The following is a 17,060-nucleotide window of genomic DNA, read 5'->3' as shown; positions in this document are numbered from 1 at the left end:
CGCCCACCTGATCGAGGAGGCCCTCACGTGACCCCGCAGCAGTTCATCGACGCGGCGCTGTGGTTCCCCGAAGCGGTCGAGACCGAGCCGTTCGGCCCGGGGACGCTGGTGTACAAGGTGGCGGGCAGGATGTTCGCGCTGCTCAGTGAGCGCAACCGGGAGGGGGTGCCGTTCGTGACGCTCAAGTGCGACCCCGACCTCGCCCTGGAACTGCGCGCCGAGTTCGATGCGGTGTTCCCCGGATACCACACCGACAAACGCCATTGGAACAGCGTGCTGCTCGACGGCACGGTGCCCGACGACGAACTGCTGGAGATGCTGCGCCACTCCTACCAGCAGGTGGTGGCGCGGCTGCGCAGGGCCGACCGGGAGCGGCTGCTCGCCGTGCTGGGGGAGGACGCGCCGCCGCTGCCCTGAGCCGGTCGGCGGATCCGCGGCCGGTGTCACGCGGCCCGGACGGGATCACTCCGTGCCGAGCGGCCACAGGTGGATGGTGCCGTCGTCGCCGGCGCTGGCCAGCAGCGAACCGTCCGGACTGAACGCCACCGACCGCACCCAGTCGGAATGCCCCTCCAGCACGACCCGCTCCCTCTCCGCGACGTCCCACAACCGGACCGTGCCGTCCTCGTAGCCGCTGGCCAACAGCGAACCGTCGGGACTGAAGACCGCGGAGAGGGCAAAGCCGGTGCCCCCGGCCCAGGCGTCCCGTTCCGCTCCGCTCGCCACGTCCCACAACCGGACCGTGCCGTCCTCACCGCTGGCCAGCAGCGAGCCGTCCGGACTGAACGCCACCGACCGCACCCAGTCGGAATGCCCCTCCAGCACGGCCCGCTCCTCCTCGTCTTCGACATCCCACAGGCGGACCGTGCCGTCGTCGCTCGCACTGGCCAGCAGCGAACCGTCCGGACTGAACGCCACCGACCACACCCAGTCGGAATGCCCCTCCAGCACGGCCCGCTCCTCCTCGTCTTCGACATCCCACAGGCGGACCGTGCCGTCGTCGCTCGCACTGGCCAGCACCGAACCGTCCGGACTGAACGCCACCGACCGCACCCAGTCGGAATGCTCGTCCAGCTCAGCCCGCTCTGCTCCGCTCACCACGTCCCACAACCGGACCGTGCCGTCCTCGTAGCCACTGGCCAACAGCGAACCGTCGGGACTGAAGACCGCGGAGAGGGCAAAGCCTGCGTACCCGTCCCAGACGTCCCGTTCCGCTCCGCTCGCCACGTCCCACAACCGGACCGTGCCGTCGTCGCTCGCACTGGCCAGCACCGAACCGTCCGGACTGAACGCCACCGACCGCACCCAGTCGGAGTGCTCGTCGAGGACCACGGGCTCGGGCGGTTCCGCCATGTTCTGGGCGGAGTTCCCGCCGGTCGGGGAGAAGTCCGCCGACGTTGCCCAGAACCAGATGGCCAGGGAAGCGGCGAGACCGACCACGGCTGCTGTCACCGCTCCGCCGAGCAGGCCCCTCTGCGCGGGGGAGAGTCGCTCCCACGACGAGGACTGCATGCCCGGGAGCGGCTGGTCGGAGGGTGGGACGACCTGGCCGGGGCTGGGCGGAGGGTTGTTCCTCTCGCCGCCCGGGCCGGGGGGCTGGTGCGGCGGTGTCGGCGGGGCGTGCGGCCGCGGCGGCTCCGCCATGGTGAGCGGCCGCTTCGAGGGGGGCGTCGTACCGGGGAGTGCCGAGTCGATCAGGTCGGCCAGGTGGGACGGGGGCCAGTCGTCGCCGGTCTGGTCGGTGCTGAGCCGGGCGAGCAGCTCCGCCGTGGTGGGCCGCCGGTCGGGGTCCTGCTCCCAGCACGCGTGGACCAGCCGTTTCAGGTCGTCGGGAAGTTCCGCCAGGTCGGGAGGCTTACCGACGATGCGCATGACGACCTCCCCGATCGATTCGGCCGCGAACGGGGAGCGGCCGGTGGCGGCGAACGCCAGCACGGTGCCGAAGGAGAAGATGTCGCTGGCCGGCCCAACCGGGCTGCCTCCGATCTGTTCGGGGGACATGTAGGACAGGGTGCCGATCACGGCTCCCGTCTGGGTCATGGTGCTGGCATCCGTCGGCCTGGCGATACCGAAGTCGATGATGCGCGGCCCGTCCGCGGCCAGGATGATGTTGCCGGGCTTGAAGTCGCGGTGCACCAGACCGCAGCCGTGGATCGCGGCCAGCCCCTCGGCGAGCCCGGCGGCCAGGGTGCGCAGAACCTGCTCGTCCAGCGGCCCCCGCTGGTGGACCGCCTGACTCAGGGACGGACCGGGCACGTAGGCGGTGGCCATCCACGGCGGATCCGCGTCAGGGTCGGCAGCGACCACCTGGGCCGTGTGGAAACCACCCACCCGGCGCGCCGCCTCCACCTCACGCGCGAACCGTGCCCGGTACTCGGTGTCAGAGGCGTACTCGGGGAGGATGACCTTGACCACCACCGGCCTTCCCCCGGGGGACCGGGCCAGGAACACCTGCCCCATCCCACCCGCACCCAGACGGCCCACCAGCCGATAGGGGCCCACCCGCTCCGGGTCTCCCAACTGCAACGGATGCATCAATCCCGTCCTCACCGAAATTGCCCTGACCACTATTCATCGAATTTCTCCGCGGCATTATGTCAAGAATTCCTGCTGTTCCCGGGTGCTCGCGGACGTCTCTGCTTCCGCCGTCCCGCCCCCGCAGACGCCGTGTCCTGAACAGGTAAGAGAACGGCACCGCGGCCACCGGGACCGGGGCGGAGGACGTTTCGGAGCGGGGGCTGCGCTCCTCTTCCCGGCCTTTTCCGACGTTTTCTCGGCGTTCTCCGTTCGGGGGCGCGTGTTCGCGGTGCCGTCTTCTGCGGTTCCGCCGTTTCCCGGTCCTTGCCGGGCGGGGCCGACGCGGTGCGTGCGTTCGGACGGGCACGGTCCGTCCTCGCCCCGCCACCACGGATCCTTCGGCACCAACGGCTCCCGACCGCCCCGGGCAGGCACCGAACGCCCACCGGTCGGTGGGGTGCCACGGTCTCCGAGCGGAAGCGGCGGACCGCCGTGCCGGGTGAGGACGCGCCGCCGCTGCCCTGGGTCGGACGGCGGGTCCGCGGCCGGTGTCGGACACGGAGGGGATCACCCCGTGTCGAGCGGCCGCAGGCGGACGGTGCCGTCCTTGCTGGCGCTGGCCAGCACCGAACCCTCCGGGCTGAACGCCACCGACCACACCCGGTCGGTGTGTCCGTCGAGGATTTCCCGTTCCTCCCCGTCCGGGGTGTTCCACAGGCGGACGGTGCCGTCGTCGCTCGCGCTGGCCAGCAGCGAACCGTCCGGGCTGAACGCCACCGACCGCACCCAGTCGGAATGCCCCTCCAGCACGGCCCGCTCCTCCCCCGCCGCGACATCCCACAACCGGACGGTGTGGTCCTCGTTCCCGTTGGCCAGCAGCGAACCGTCGGGACTGAACGCCACGGAGAGGGCGTTGCCCGCGTTTCCCTCCAGGGCGGCCTGTTCCTCTCCGTCCGGGGTGTTCCACAGGCGGACGGTGTCGTCCTTGCTCGCGCTGGCCAGCAGCGAACCGTCGGGACTGAACGCCACCGCGAGGACCTGGTGGGTGTGCTCGTCCAGGGTGTTCCGCTCTTCTCCGCCCCCGGTGTCCCACAGGCGGACCGTGCGGTCGTCGCTCGCGCTGGCCAGCACCGAACCGTCCGGACTGAACGCCACCGACCGCACCCAGTCGGAATGCCCCTCCAGCACGGCCCGCTCCTCCCCCGCCGCGACATCCCATAACCGGACCGTGCCGTCGTCGCTCGCGCTGGCCAGCACCGAACCGTCCGGACTGAACGCCACCGACCGCACCCAGTCGGAATGCCCCTCCAGGACCGCTGGTTCCTCCCCGTCCCCGGCCTTCCACAGGCGGATGGCCCCGTCGGCGCTTCCGCCGGCCAGCACCGAACCGTCCGGACTGAACGCCACCGCGAGGACCTGGTCCCCGACGTCGAGGACCCGCGGTTCGGTCAGCCCGGACCACTCGGCGGGGCCGGAGGGCGCCCCCGTCTCCGGTGGGGTTTCTCCGCTGTACAGGCCGGACGGCGTCCAGAGCCAGACGAGCAGGGACGCGGCGACCCCGAGCACGGTTGCCGTCACAGCCGCGCCGACGAGGCTTCTCCGTTCCCGGAGGAACCGCTTCCACCGTGGTGGTCGCACTCGCGGAGGTGACCAGCCGGGGTTCGGGACGGCCGGACCGGGTTGCCTCGGGCCGTCCTCTTCCGGGACGACCGGGACGGGGGACCTCAGCCCGTCCTCTTCCGGGGTGACCGGGCCGGGGGGCCTCGGGCCGTCCTCCGTTCCGCCCCCGGGATCGGGGGGTCGGTCCGGCAGCGGAGGGCTGTGCTGTCGCGGAAGTTCCGGGGGGCCGTGCGGTTCCGGGGATTCGACCGCGGTGATCGACGGATTCGGGGAGGTCACCACTCCGGGGGAGAGGACCGAGCCGATCAGGTCGGCCAGGTGGGACGGGGGCCAGTCGTCGCCGGTCTGGTCGGTGCTGAGCCGGGCGAGCAGCTCCGCCGTGGTGGGCCGCCGGTCGGGGTCCTGCTCCCAGCACGCGTGGATCAGCTCTCTCAGGTCATCGGGGAGTTCGGTCAGTTCGGGTGGCGGGCCGACGATGCGCGCGACGATCGCCCCGATCGAGTCGGCCATGTACGGGGAGCGGCCGGTAGCCGCGAACGCCAGCACGGTCCCCAGGGAGAACACGTCGCTGGCCTGCCCCACCTGGCCGCCCCCGACCTGTTCGGGGGACATGTAGGCCAGAGTGCCGATCACCGCGCCGCTCTGGGTCATGCTGCTGCCGTCCAACGGCCGGGCGACACCGAAGTCGATGACGCGCGGCCCGTCGGCGGCCAGGATGATGTTGCTCGGTTTGAAGTCGCGGTGCACCAGGTCGCGGGCGTGGATCGCGGCCAGCCCCTCGACCAGTCCGGCCGCCAGGGTGCGCAGGTTGCGGTCCCGCAGCGGGCCGCGTTCCGTCACCGCCTGCCGCAGGGAGGGGCCGGGCACGTAGGCGGTGGCCATCCACGGCGGATCGGCGGTGGGGTCGGCGTCGACGACCTGGGCCGTGTGGAAGCCGCCCACCCGGCGCGCCGCCTCCACCTCACGGGCGAAGCGGGCACGGTACTCGGCGTCGGAGGCGTACTCGGGGAGGATGACCTTGACCACCACTGGACGCCCGCCCGGGGACCGGGCCAGGAACACCTGCCCCATCCCACCCACACCCAGGCGGCTCACCAGCCGGTACGGACCGATCCGTCCGGGATCTCCCGGCTGCAACGGCTCCATCTACCCCGTCCTCACCGCGAAACCGCACAGACAGCCACGATCGTGTCCCTCTATGTCATTATGTCAAGAACCTTGCTCACGTTCCGCTGTCGACGAACATCCCTGACCGCATCGTGACCTGCCCCGCGGGAGACCGCGTCTGGGAGGCCGACACCGCGGCTCGGCGAGGCGGGACCGGACGGACCACGGCCACCGGGACCGGAGGGGGAGGACTCTTCGGAGCAGGCTCCGCGAACAGCCGCTCCCGGCGTTCTCCGCTCGGGGAGGCGCGTTCACGGTGCCGCCTCCCGCGGTCCCGCCTTCTCCCGTTCCCCCGGTCACCCGTCGTCGGCGGTCTCCAGGACGTGCAGTTCGATGGCGCCCTTCTCGTCACCGCTGACCACCAGGGAACCGTCCGGGTGGAATGCCAGCGCGGTGACCTCGCTGTCGTGGAGGTCCAGGAACTCCCGGTCCCCGCTTCCTCCGGGAGCCACGTCCCACAGGATGATCCGGCCCTCGCTGTCGCTGCTGAGCAGCCGGGAACCGTCCGGACTGAGAACGAACTCATCGATCCGCGCCGAGGAGCCGCCGTACGGGACGACGGCCAGGCTCCTGCCGGACTCGACCTCCCACACCTCGATCACCTCATCACCACCGCTGGCCAGCACGGAGCCGTCCGCGCTGAACGCCAGGGCGTCGACCGAGAGGTTGGCACCCGATCCCTCGAAGGTGGCGCCTTTCTCCCCGCTCTCCGTGTCCCACAGCCGCACGTGCTCGTGGCCGTACTCGGTGGCCAACACGGCCCCGTCCGGATGCAGCGCCTCCGGATACCCCGGGGTGTACTCCATGTGCTCGGGATCGGAGGGGCCGGCAGCGGAGAGCAGCTTCCCGGTCGCGACATCCCACCTCTGCACCACGTCGTCCCTCGCGGCACCGGTCACCACGGCCCCGTCCGCGTCGAACGTCACCGAGGTGATCCCGAACTCGTACGTATCGGACCGGGCCGGGTCGATCAGGGTGGCCACCTGCCCCCCGCTCTCCATGTCCCACAACCGGAGACCGCCGTCGGTGCAACCGGCGGCCAGCGCGGTCCCATCCGGGCTGAACGCCAACACGGAGACCTGGTCGCAGCCTCCGTCCTCGTCCCAGTCGAGGAAGTGCAGGAAGTCCCCGCTCTCGAAGTCCCACACCCGAATGCCCTCGGCGGCGACGACCAGCCTGGAGCCGTCCGGGCTGAACGCCGCCGCGTACCCTCTCCTCGATATCGGTGACCAGCGGCACGCCGGGAGAGCGCTCCGTTCCGGGCAGGAACAGATCGGGGGTCGCGGGGAGGGAGGCCAGCCACATCCCGGGGAGTATCAGGGCCGCCACCAGTACAGGACCGACCCAGGCCCACCACGGCATCTTCTCCTCCCCCTGGGCCTGCCCCGTCTCCTGGGCGGTGTTCTCGGTGGGTTGTCGAGGCGTCGCGGCTCTCCCCGCCGACCCGTTTCTCCCCGTTTCCCGGTCCGGCGTGCTCTCCGGGGACTCGGCCTCGTCCGGTCCGAGCGGGGCGGTCGAACCGGCGGGCAGTGCCGTCTCGGCCAGGTCGGCGAGGTGCGGCGGCGGCCACTCGCCTCCCGCCCGGTCGCTGAGCCGGTCCAGCAGGTCGGCCGCCGTGGGCCGTCCGTCGGGATGCTGCACCCAGCAGGCCCGGACCAGTTCCCGCAGGTCCGGGGGGAGTTCCGGGAGCTCCGGGGGCGGGCTGACGATGCGCATGACGATCGCGCCCAGCGTGTCGGCCGCGAACGGGGAGCGGCCGGTGGCGGCGAACGCCAGCACGGTGCCGAAGGAGAAGATGTCGCTGGCCGGCCCAACCGGGCTGCCTCCGATCTGTTCGGGGGACATGTAGGACAGGGTGCCGATCACGGCTCCCGTCTGGGTCATGGTGCTGGCATCCGTCGGCCTGGCGATACCGAAGTCGATGATGCGCGGCCCGTCCGCGGCCAGGATGATGTTGCCGGGCTTGAAGTCGCGGTGCACCAGACCGCAGCCGTGGATCGCGGCCAGCCCCTCGGCGAGCCCGGCGGCCAGGGTGCGCAGAACCTGCTCGTCCAGCGGCCCCCGCTGGTGGACCGCCTGACTCAGGGACGGACCGGGCACGTAGGCGGTGGCCATCCACGGCGGATCCGCGTCAGGGTCGGCAGCGACCACCTGGGCCGTGTGGAAACCACCCACCCGGCGCGCCGCCTCCACCTCACGCGCGAACCGTGCCCGGTACTCGGTGTCAGAGGCGTACTCGGGGAGGATGACCTTGACCACCACCGGCCTTCCCCCGGGGGACCGGGCCAGGAACACCTGCCCCATCCCACCCGCACCCAGACGGCCCACCAGCCGGTACGGACCGACCCGTTCCGGATCTCCCGGCAGCAACGGCTCCATACCCGCCCGTCCTCACCGAAACCGTTCGAACAGGCACCGAACGTATACCCGTCCGACACGGTGTCAAGACCGCGGACCGTATCCGGCCGTCCGCCGGTCCGTCCCGCGCGGCAGAGGTCGCCGCGTCCCGGCCCGTCCGCGTCACGGCGCCTCCTCGTCGAATCGGGACAGGGCGAACCACAACCGCATCCGCTGTTCCGGGTCGGACAGGTCGACGCCCAGGTCGCGTTCGATGCGGTTGATGCGGTAGCGGACGCTGTTGCGGTGCGCACCCAGGTCTGCGGCGGCCCGGTCCCAGCTGCCGTGGCGGGCCAGCCAGGCGCGCAGGGTCGCACGCAGGGTGCGGGAGGGTCCGTCACGGCCCGCCAGGGGCCCCAGCAGCGTCCGCGCCGCCGCCCGGGCCTCCTCCCCTTCCAGCAGCGCGTCGAACGGGTCGGGCTGCGTCTCGGGAAGCAGCGGGCGGTCCGCGGCGTGCGCGCGGACCAGGAGCATCGCGGCCTGCCGGTCCGCCTCGGCCAGTGCGTCGCCGGGGACCGGCCCGCTCACCGCGGCCAGCCAGCCGGCCGCGCGCAACTCGTCCAGCAGGGCCAGATGGGCCTCCTCGTCGCCCTGGTCGGCCAGCACGGCCCGCACCGGTTCGCCGGTGTCGTCGACGAGGCGGGTGCCGAAGAGCGTGGGCGAGGGGGCGGGCCGTGTCCCGCGGCGTGTCCAGCGCGCGTGCAGCACCCGGTACACGTCCGCCCGTTCCCCTCCGGACAGCAGGGTCCGCAGCAGCGGTTCCACGGCCGGGTCGGGCGCCGCACCGGACAGCAGCAGCCGGGCGGCGAGCCGTCCCGCGTCGTCGACCACGGCCGGCTGCGACCGGGACAGCAGTCCCAGCAGGGCCACGGCGATCCCCAGGATCGCGCGGTCGGTGGCGTCCAGCGGCCGGGGCCGCCCCAGCAGCAGCACCGACCGGTCACGGGTGTGCTCCCCGACCGCGTGCAGCACCACCTCGTCCGGAGGGGCCTGGAGTTTGGCGCTGAGCGGGCCGCCCGCCGCCCGCACCTTGCCGATCAGCTCCCGCGTCTCGGCGGGGAGCGCGGGGACCCGGCCGACCCGCCCCAGCGGGCGCGAGCCGACCAGTTCCGTCCAGCAGCCCAGCGCGCTGCTGAGCGTGGTCAGCACCTCCTGCACCGGGGTGGCGCCGACCGCGGCCCTGGTCAGGGAGCGTCCGGCGGTGGTGAACCGGCGCTGCCCCGCCATCCGCAGCCGTTCCAGTTCCTCCCCGACGGCCTGGCTGACCGCCACGAACGGTGTTTCACGTGGAACCACCAGCAGCGGCAGCCCCCGGGCACGGCAGTGTTCGACGAGCGCGGCGGGGACCGTGTCGTGCACGGGGGTCACCCCGAAGCCGAGAGCGGCGACCCCGGCGGCGGACAGTGCCGCCACGTAGCCCGCCAGCGTGCCGCTCTCTTCGGGCAGGTTGGTTCCGGCGGTCAGCAGCAGCTCTCCGCCCCTCAGGTACGGGGCGGGGTCGAGCAGTTCGCTGACCGTCGCCCAGCGCACCTGCGCGTCCGGGGCGGCGGGGACGAGCGTGTCCAGCGCGAGGTCGCGCCGGGCCAGGATCGCCCGGAGCGGCACCGTCTGGGAAGCGGAAACGCCATCGCGGCGGGGTACAGGAGACAAGTGGCTGTTTCGTCCAGGAGAAGAGGATCGGCTGTGCGGGGCGCCCACCTGTTCGGCGCTTTTCCGAGTCTATGGTGTTGGCGGCCTTGACCTGCGCCTTCGGCGGATCGAGGACCACACTCCCCGAGCCGTGCATCCGGTCCGACAGTGAAGGAAGGCGGTAACCCCGTGAGCACCCCGATCGGCCCCACCGACTCCAGCCTGGTCCCCCGGTTCGCCGGTCCGGCGACCTTCGCCCGCCTGCCCCGCGCCGACGAGGTGGAGAAGACCGACATCGCCGTGGTCGGCATCCCCTTCGACAGCGGCGTCTCCTACCGTCCCGGCGCCCGGTTCGGCCCGGCCGCCATCCGGGAGGCCAGCCGTCTGCTGCGGCCCTACCACCCCGGACTGGACGTCTCCCCGTTCGCCGAGGTCCAGGTGGCCGACGGCGGCGACATCGCGGTCAACCCGTTCGCGATCGGCGACGCCATCGAGACCGTGGACGAGTCCGTCAGCCGCCTGCTGTCCGCGGGCACCCGGGTGGTCACCCTCGGCGGGGACCACACGATCGCGCTGCCGCTGCTGCGCGCGGTGCACCGCGTCCACGGCCCGGTCGCGCTGCTGCACTTCGACGCGCACCTGGACACCTGGGACACCTACTTCGGGGAGCCCTACACCCACGGCACCCCCTTCCGCCGCGCCGTGGAGGAGGGCATCCTCGACACCGAGGCCCTCTCCCACGTGGGCATCCGGGGGCCCCTCTACGGCAAGAAGGACCTGGAGGACGACCGCCGCTTCGGTTTCGGCATCCTCACCTCCGCCGACGTGATGCGGCGCGGCGTGGACGAGGTCGTCGACCTGCTGCGCCAGCGGATCGGCGACCGGCCGCTGTACGTGTCGGTGGACATCGACGTCCTCGACCCGGCGCACGCCCCCGGCACCGGCACCCCCGAGGCGGGCGGGCTGACCAGCCGGGAACTGCTGGAGATCCTGCGCGGGCTGGCCACCTGCAACCTGGTCGGCGCCGACGTCGTCGAGGTCGCTCCCCCCTACGACCACGCGCAGATCACCGCGACCGCGGCCGCGCACGTCGCCTACGACCTGGTGTCGGTGCTCGCGCTGCGCGCGAAGAACCGCTGACGCGCAGGCCGGGACGCGTCGGCGTCGCCGCGTCCCGGCTTAAAGAATGACCTGGACAACCGTGGCCAAAAGAATGTTGGCAGCTCCGGTGCCAGGTTCTAGTGTTGCTGCCGTCCGAGCCTGAAACCAGGACGACGGTCCCGACCGGGGGCCGCCGCGGACCGGGGCTCGGGCCCCCGGTCCGATCCGCGTCAACGGGGGAGGTCCCCATGACCCGGCTCACCGGCACAACACTCACCGGCACCGCGCTCACCGAACTCCGCACCGGCTTCTCCGGCCGGGTCCTCGACCCCGGCGATCCCGACTACGCGCAGGCCAGAACCGTCTTCAACACCATGATCGACCTGCGTCCGACGGTCATCGCCCAGTGCGCCACCGTCGACGACGTCGCCCGGGCGGTCCGGTTCGGCCGCGACCACGGCCTGGAGATCGCGGTCCGCGGCGGCGGCCACAGCGTCGCGGGCAGCGCTCTCACCGACGGCGGCATCGTCGTCGACCTGCGGATGATGAACGAGGTCACGGTCGACCCCGAACAGCGGACCGCACGGGTCGGCGGCGGCGCCACCATGAGCCACCTGGACCGCGCCACCCAGCCGTACGGCCTGGCCACCACCGGCGGCCGGGTGTCCACCACGGGGGTGTGCGGGCTCGTCCTGGGCGGCGGCAGCGGCTGGCTGGAACGCCGGTTCGGCCTGGCCTGCGACCACCTCCTCGAAGCCGAACTGGTCACCGCCGACGGCGACCTCGTGCGCGCCTCCGCCACGGAGAACCCCGAACTGTTCTGGGCGCTGCACGGCGGCGGCGGCAACTTCGGGATCGCCACGTCGATCACGCTGCGCCTGCACGAACTGTCGACGGTCACCGTGGACCTGCTGTTCTGGGACGCCGAGGACGGTCCCGAGGTGGTGCGCGCCTACCGCGACTTCATGGGGGCGTCCACCGACGACGTGGGCGGCGCCGTCATCTACCTCACCGCGCCGCCCGAGGAGTTCGTGCCGCCGCGGCTGGTCGGCCGACTGGCCTGCGCGGCGCTGGTCATCCACACCGGCGGGGACCACGAGGAGGCGATGCGTGACATCCGGCCGATGCGGGAACTCGACCACGTCGCCGAGGTGACCGCCGAGATGGCCTACGCCGACCTGCAGTGCATGCTCGACGACCCGCCCGGCTACCGCAACTACTGGTCGGCGGAGCACCTGAACGCGCTGCCCGACGCGGCGGTGGACCGGTTCTGCTCCGGGGGTGAACGGATGCTCGTCCCCTCGCCGTCGCAGTACCTGCTGGCGGCGCAGGGCGGCGCGGTGTCGCGGACCACGACCGACTACCCGGTGCCGTGGCGGCACGCCGCGTGGGTGGTGCACCCCTTCGGCATGTGGGAGGACCCCGCCGACGACGAGCGCGCCATCCAGTGGGCCCACAGCACCCGCGCGGACATGAGCCCGTGGGCGATCGGGTCGGTCTACCTCAACTTCATCGGCGACGAGGGGGAGCAGCGGACCGTCGCGGGCTTCGGCCTCGACAACTACCGCCGCCTGGCCCGGGTAAAGGCCCGGTACGACCCGGACAACGTCTTCCACCGCAACCACAACATCAAACCCGCCTGATCCCGCGGCCGCCTCCCCGGGAACGGCCCCGTCCCGCCGTCGGGGCCGAAGCGCCGCGGGTGCTCCTCCTCCGCCAGGCGGTGGACGTCCCGACCCGGTGCACGGTGCGGAGCCGATGCACGGCGTTCCTGCTCACAGAACGTTTCATCACGCTCTGTATGTGAAACTATGACGCTGTGTATGCGGCGGGGTTTCCGTCGGAAGCGGGTCCACCGTCCGACTCCCGTCCGCGAACCGGTCCGTCCGGTCACCCGGCACGAGGAGTCGAGAACCAGATGTCCCTGCTGCACAAACTGGGCCTGCGCACGGACCCCGTCATCTTCTCCGTCTCGGTGGCGTTGACGGTCCTGTTCGTGGGGGCCTCCATCGTCTTCACCGCCCCCGTGGACGCGCTGTTCGGCACGATGTCCGCCTGGATCATCACCAACCTCGGCTGGTTCTACATCCTCGGCGTCACCACGTTCCTGATCTTCCTGGTCTGGATCTGCTTCAGCCGCTACGGCCGCCTCCGCCTCGGCCGCGACCAGGACCGCCCCGAGTACAGCAGGCTCACCTGGTTCGCCATGCTCTTCGCGGCGGGCATCGGCACCATCCTGATGTTCTGGGGGGTCGCCGAGCCGATCAGCCACTTCGCCAACCCGCCGCAGAACAACGTCGAACCGCAGTCCGTCCCCGCCGCCCAGCAGGCGATGGGCTACACCCTCTACCACTTCGGCCTGCACACCTGGACGATCTTCTGCCTGCCCGCGCTGTGCTTCGCCTACTTCGTCTACCGGCGCGGACTGCCGATGCGGGTCAGTTCGATCTTCCACCCGTTCCTCGGCGACCGCATCCACGGCCCCCTCGGCCGGGCCATCGACATCCTCGCCGTCCTCGGCACCGTGTTCGGCGTCGCCGTCTCCCTCGGCCTGGGCACCCTGCAGATCAACAGCGGCCTGACGGCGCTGTTCGGCGTGGAGTTCAGCAAACCGGTGCAGGTCCTGCTCATCGCCGTGACCACCGCCCTCGCCACGACCTCGGTGGCGCTGGGCCTGGACCGGGGCATCAAGCGGCTGTCCGACCTCAACATCGCCCTGGCGGTCGGCCTGCTGCTGTTCGTCCTGGCCACCGGCTCCACCCTGTACCTGGTCCGGGGCTCCATCGAGATGGTCGGGGTGTACCTGAACTGGCTGGTCCCCCTGGCGTTCTGGAACGACACCTTCGGCGACACCGGCTGGCAGGGCGACTGGACGGTGTTCTACTGGGCGTGGACCATCACCTGGGCGCCGTTCGTCGGCATCTTCATCGCCCGCATCTCCAGGGGCCGCACCATCCGCGAGTTCGTCCTCGGCGTGCTGGGGCTGCCCACCGCGTTCACCCTCGTCTGGTTCAGCGTGTTCGGCCTGTCCGCGTTCGACATCGAACTGAACGGCCCCGGCGGGCTCGTGCAGACCGTGGTGGTGGAGGAGGACATTCCCGGCGCGCTCTTCGCGTTCCTCGACAACTTCCCGTTCGCCTCGGTCGTGTCGGCGGTGTCGGTACTGATCGTGATCATCTTCTTCACCACGTCGGCGGACTCGGCGGCGCTGGTGGTCGACATGCTGTCCTCCCGCACCCAGGAGGGGACGACCCCGGTACGTCAGCGCGTGTTCTGGGCGGTCACCTCGGGCGTGGTGGCGGCCACCCTGATCACCGCCACCGGCCGGTCGGGCCTGGACGCGCTGTCGGAGGTGGTCACCGTCATCGGGCTGCCGTTCTTCGCCATGGGCTTCCTGATGATGGTGGCCCTGCTGCGGTCGCTGAACGACGACACCGTTCCCGAGGCCGTCCACCATCTGCCGACGCTGCGGGTGCACCTGCCCCGCCGCCGCATGCCGCGCATCCCCCGCATCCCCCGCCCGGCGGACGGCGAGCCCGCTCCGGGCTCCCCGCGGTGGATCATCCCGCGTCCCGGGGGGCCGGGGACGGAACGCCCCGGCCCCGAACGGGACCACAGCGAGTAGGCGCGCGACCGTCCACCGCCGGATGGTCCACCACGATTTTGACGCCAGGGCCACACTCGGAAACCGAGTATGACCCTGGCGTCACTGTGGTTGTCGGTTATCGGTGTCTTTCACGCGGCCTTCCGCGCCTTGCTCCGCAGGATGAGGTCGATGCCGACGATCGCCGTCACGTTGGCCGCGACCGCCGTGCCCCACACCCACACGCCGTAGGTGTCGGCGAGGAAGGACCCGGCCAGCAGTCCGGCGAGGACCACCGCCACTCCCGCCACCAGGAGGGTGCTCTCGACCGGGCCGAAGCGCATTCCGGCGTCGGGCCGCTGCCGGGACGCCCATGTGAGCAGTCCCAGGAGCAGGGGTCCGCCGAGGAGGGCCAGCGGCACCCAGTCGACACCGAACACCGGGGCCAGCGGCATGGCGCTGAAGAAGACCGCGATGAGGAGGGTGGTCCACCACGGATTGAGGACGGAGTAGTAGGAGGAGGACCGGGTCTGCTCGGGGGTGGGCTGGGGGGAGGTGTTCTGCTCTCTTTCCATGTCGGAAAGTCAACCACTCACTTTCCACCTTGCCAACTCAAGAGTTTCCGCCACGGAAACACCACTCCGGCGGTCTTGACGGAAACGGGTCACGACCTGCGGTTTGGTTCCCCCTCGCGTCAAGATCATCGTGGTCGAGCGGGGAGTGGTGGTGTGCCTGCGAGAGGCCGGACGGTGCACCGCCCGCCCCGGTCTGGGCCGGGCCGGGGTTGTGTGGCGGCTGTGGTCGGTGGGTCACTCGGGGTCCGGGTTGACCGGGATGGTGTAGGCCAGTTCGTAGCGGTCGGGCGGGACCACGATGCCGGCGGTCTCCATGGGGCGTTCCGCAGTGGAGTAGGTGCGGCGGATGACCATCACCACCGCGCCCCGGCCCAGTCCCAACCGGTCGGCCTCCTCGGCCGTGGCCGCGGCCCGCCGGTTCGTCACCGGAGTACTGCACGCCTGCCCCGAGGCCACCGCACCCGACGACATGGTGGACCAACCCGCCCAACCACATCCCTGACCCCCGGAAAGCGCGGTGGCCATGTCCCCAGAGCCACAATCGGCGTGGCCGATGGCCCTGGGGACATGGCCACCGCGGGCCAGCCCCGGCACGCAGCCGTCCGCCCGCAACGCTTCACCAGCAGCCACCCGCATGGACGACACCCCGACCTGCCGCCCACCCCACCCGAGGAGCCCGTATGAGCCGCCCCGCTACCGGGTCCCCCTCTCCCCCTGCCGGCAGTGCCCCGTCACACCCCCGTGGCAGGGTGGTCGCCGTCGGCAACGGCCCACCCCCGGAGGACCCATGAACGCCTTCTCCTCGGATCCCCCCACCCCGCAACAGGTCGTGGCGGCGCTGCGCGCGGCGGCGGAAGCCTCGGACGGCGGAATCGTCCTGCTGCCCGGGATCAGCGACAGCGCCATGGACGCCTGGGATGCCCCCGTCCCCGAGGACATCCGCGCCATCGCCCGCGAGATCGGCGGGTTCGCCCCCGTGAGAGGGGGGAGCCCCGACCTCTTCGAGGCGTTCGGCTTCGAGAACGAGTTCAACGCCGAACCCGACCACCGCTGCGGCCCACCCGGCACCTTCCGCGTCCTGCACACCAACGGCGTGGCCGAGGCCTACTACGTGGACGTCGACCCGGACACCGGCGATTGGCACGGCGTCTTCGCCCTCTGGGACAGCCTCAACGCCCGCTTCGAGGCGCCCAGTCTGGCGCACTGGCTGCTCGACCTGGCCGACGGCGTCCGCCGCGCCGCCGACGCGGTCCGCGCGGGCTGCTACGAGGACTTCGACGACGCGTTCTCAGAGTGGTTCTTCGGCCAGCCCGCCGACCCCGATGCCGAGGCCGTCCGCGGCTGGGCGGACCGGGAGGAGCTGCGCCTCCCCCGGGCGCCCGTCGTCGACGCGCCCACCGCCCGCGCCTCCGCCGACCCCGTCCTGGCCGAGGCCGCAGCCCAGCTCCCGGACTGCGCCTCGCTCGCCGACCTGCGCAAAGCCGTCGGCCGCACCTACGTCAGCACCCTCAAACTCCCCGGCATGGGCATCGACGCCGCGTTCCGCCGCTTCCACCGCGGCCGCATCCTCGCCGCCGTCCCCTGGGACTGACCCCCACCCCCGGGAACAGGGCCGGGGAAGCGCCCCTCCCGGCAGGTCCACGGGGGCCGCTACTCACCGCCGACGTCAAGTCCTCTGAGGCGTTCCGCGAGGTCGGCGGCCTGCTCGCTGCCGATCTCGTCCAGCAGCGCCTTGGCGGCCCCCAGGTGCTTCCGGGCGCCCCCGGTCCGTCCCAGTGCCGCACACGCCTCCCCCATGCCGATCAGCGCCCGCGACTCGTTGCGTCTGTTGCCGAAGGAGCGGAACGTGGCCAGCGCCTCGCGGTACCGGTCCAAGGCCTCGGACCACCGGCCCAGGTCGGCCAGGGCGCGTCCCAGCGCGCAGCGCCCCCACGCGACACTCCACGTGTCGTCGATGGCGCGGAACAGCTCCAGCGCCCGCTCGCAACTGCCGACGGCCTGCTCCGGTACCCCGCGTTCGCGCTGGCAGTCCCCCAGGGTCAGCAGGGCCATGCCCGCGCCCCGCCACTCTTCCCCGCGCTCGAAGACCGCCAGCGCCCGCTCGGCGACCCCGCTCGCCTCCTCGTACCGCCCCTGGTCGTGCAGCAGGACCGCGGTCTGGCGCAGCGCGAACCCCTCCACCCACCGGTCCCCGCAGCGTGCCGCCCCCCTCCGCGGCGGCCCGATAGCACTCGAACGCCTCGTCGGTGCGTTTCAGCAGCCAGTTGGCGTCCCCCAGCCCGAGCCGGTTGCAGGCCAGCCCGTGCTCGTCGCCGATCCGCTCGGCGGCCCCCACCCCCAGCAGGTGCAGGTCGCGCCACTGCGGCCAGTAGCCGCGCATCTCGAAGAACCCGTACATGACGGCGGGCAGCCGCCACGCCAGGTCGTCGGCGCCGTTCTCCCCTGCCACGCGGACCGCCGCGACCAGGTTC

12 protein-coding genes and 1 pseudogene are annotated in these 17,060 nt (G+C 72.0%); 5 read left to right on the top strand and 8 right to left on the bottom strand.

All coding sequences use genetic code 11. The features are described from left to right. The first annotated feature begins 27 nt into the window (after positions 1–27). Entirely contained in the window at positions 28–417 is a 390-nt protein-coding gene (locus FOF52_RS18040; RefSeq protein ID WP_248591094.1) for an MmcQ/YjbR family DNA-binding protein, read from the top strand. A 45-nt stretch (positions 418–462) separates the two neighbouring features. Here the strand turns inward: FOF52_RS18040 and FOF52_RS18035 are convergent, their stop codons facing one another. The 5 genes and pseudogenes from FOF52_RS18035 to FOF52_RS18015 form a co-directional block, all read right to left on the bottom strand. Further along, complete coding sequence (locus tag FOF52_RS18035) at positions 463–2,535, bottom strand: WD40 repeat domain-containing serine/threonine protein kinase (RefSeq protein WP_248591093.1); 2,073 nt, start codon at positions 2,533–2,535, stop codon at positions 463–465. Positions 2,536–3,084: 549 nt separating this feature from the next. Beyond that, positions 3,085–5,283, bottom strand: a complete 2,199-nt coding sequence (locus tag FOF52_RS18030) for a WD40 repeat domain-containing serine/threonine protein kinase (protein WP_248591092.1) — start codon at positions 5,281–5,283, stop codon at positions 3,085–3,087. A gap of 317 nt (positions 5,284–5,600) precedes the next feature. Next, positions 5,601–6,452: a WD40 repeat domain-containing protein gene (locus FOF52_RS18025; protein ID WP_248591091.1), complete on the bottom strand. Its 852-nt coding sequence runs from the start codon at positions 6,450–6,452 to the stop codon at positions 5,601–5,603. 502 nt (positions 6,453–6,954) lie between these two features. Beyond that, positions 6,955–7,608, bottom strand: a pseudogene (locus FOF52_RS18020) (serine/threonine-protein kinase); the annotation flags it as partial. Positions 7,609–7,824: 216 nt separating this feature from the next. After that, positions 7,825–9,306, bottom strand: coding sequence for a PucR family transcriptional regulator (locus tag FOF52_RS18015; protein WP_248591090.1), 1,482 nt, complete (start codon positions 9,304–9,306; stop codon positions 7,825–7,827). Between the two features lie 213 nt (positions 9,307–9,519). On the opposite strand from FOF52_RS18015, the gene speB reads away from it, so the two are divergent. The 3 genes from speB to FOF52_RS18000 all read left to right on the top strand — a co-directional run bounded on the left by speB (position 9,520) and on the right by FOF52_RS18000 (position 14,056). After that, complete coding sequence (speB, locus tag FOF52_RS18010; protein WP_248591089.1) at positions 9,520–10,470, top strand: agmatinase; 951 nt, start codon at positions 9,520–9,522, stop codon at positions 10,468–10,470. 209 nt (positions 10,471–10,679) lie between these two features. Further along, complete coding sequence (locus tag FOF52_RS18005) at positions 10,680–12,074, top strand: FAD-binding oxidoreductase (protein ID WP_248591088.1); 1,395 nt, start codon at positions 10,680–10,682, stop codon at positions 12,072–12,074. A 275-nt stretch (positions 12,075–12,349) separates the two neighbouring features. Next, on the top strand, positions 12,350–14,056 hold the full coding sequence (locus FOF52_RS18000; RefSeq protein ID WP_248591087.1) for a BCCT family transporter: 1,707 nt from the start codon (positions 12,350–12,352) through the stop codon (positions 14,054–14,056). 110 nt (positions 14,057–14,166) lie between these two features. Here the strand turns inward: FOF52_RS18000 and FOF52_RS17995 are convergent, their stop codons facing one another. After that, positions 14,167–14,589, bottom strand: a complete 423-nt coding sequence (locus tag FOF52_RS17995; protein ID WP_248591086.1) for a hypothetical protein — start codon at positions 14,587–14,589, stop codon at positions 14,167–14,169. A gap of 234 nt (positions 14,590–14,823) precedes the next feature. Continuing rightward, positions 14,824–15,015: a UTRA domain-containing protein gene (locus tag FOF52_RS17990; protein WP_248591085.1), complete on the bottom strand. Its 192-nt coding sequence runs from the start codon at positions 15,013–15,015 to the stop codon at positions 14,824–14,826. Positions 15,016–15,376: 361 nt separating this feature from the next. Here FOF52_RS17990 and FOF52_RS17985 point away from each other — a divergent pair, with 361 nt between their 5' ends. Continuing rightward, on the top strand, positions 15,377–16,180 hold the full coding sequence (locus FOF52_RS17985; RefSeq protein ID WP_248591084.1) for a hypothetical protein: 804 nt from the start codon (positions 15,377–15,379) through the stop codon (positions 16,178–16,180). Between the two features lie 59 nt (positions 16,181–16,239). Here FOF52_RS17985 and FOF52_RS17980 read toward each other — a convergent pair whose 3' ends face one another. Beyond that, the gene (locus FOF52_RS17980) at positions 16,240–16,770 is read right to left on the bottom strand and encodes a tetratricopeptide repeat protein (protein WP_248591083.1); all 531 of its coding nucleotides are present in this window, start codon (positions 16,768–16,770) and stop codon (positions 16,240–16,242) included. Positions 16,771–17,060: the final 290 nt, after the last annotated feature.

The sequence above is a fragment of the Thermobifida alba genome (genome assembly GCF_023208015.1).
In the GTDB taxonomy this organism is placed as follows: Bacteria; Actinomycetota; Actinomycetes; order Streptosporangiales; family Streptosporangiaceae; genus Thermobifida; species Thermobifida alba.
This window is presented reverse-complemented; position numbering and strand designations above follow the sequence as displayed.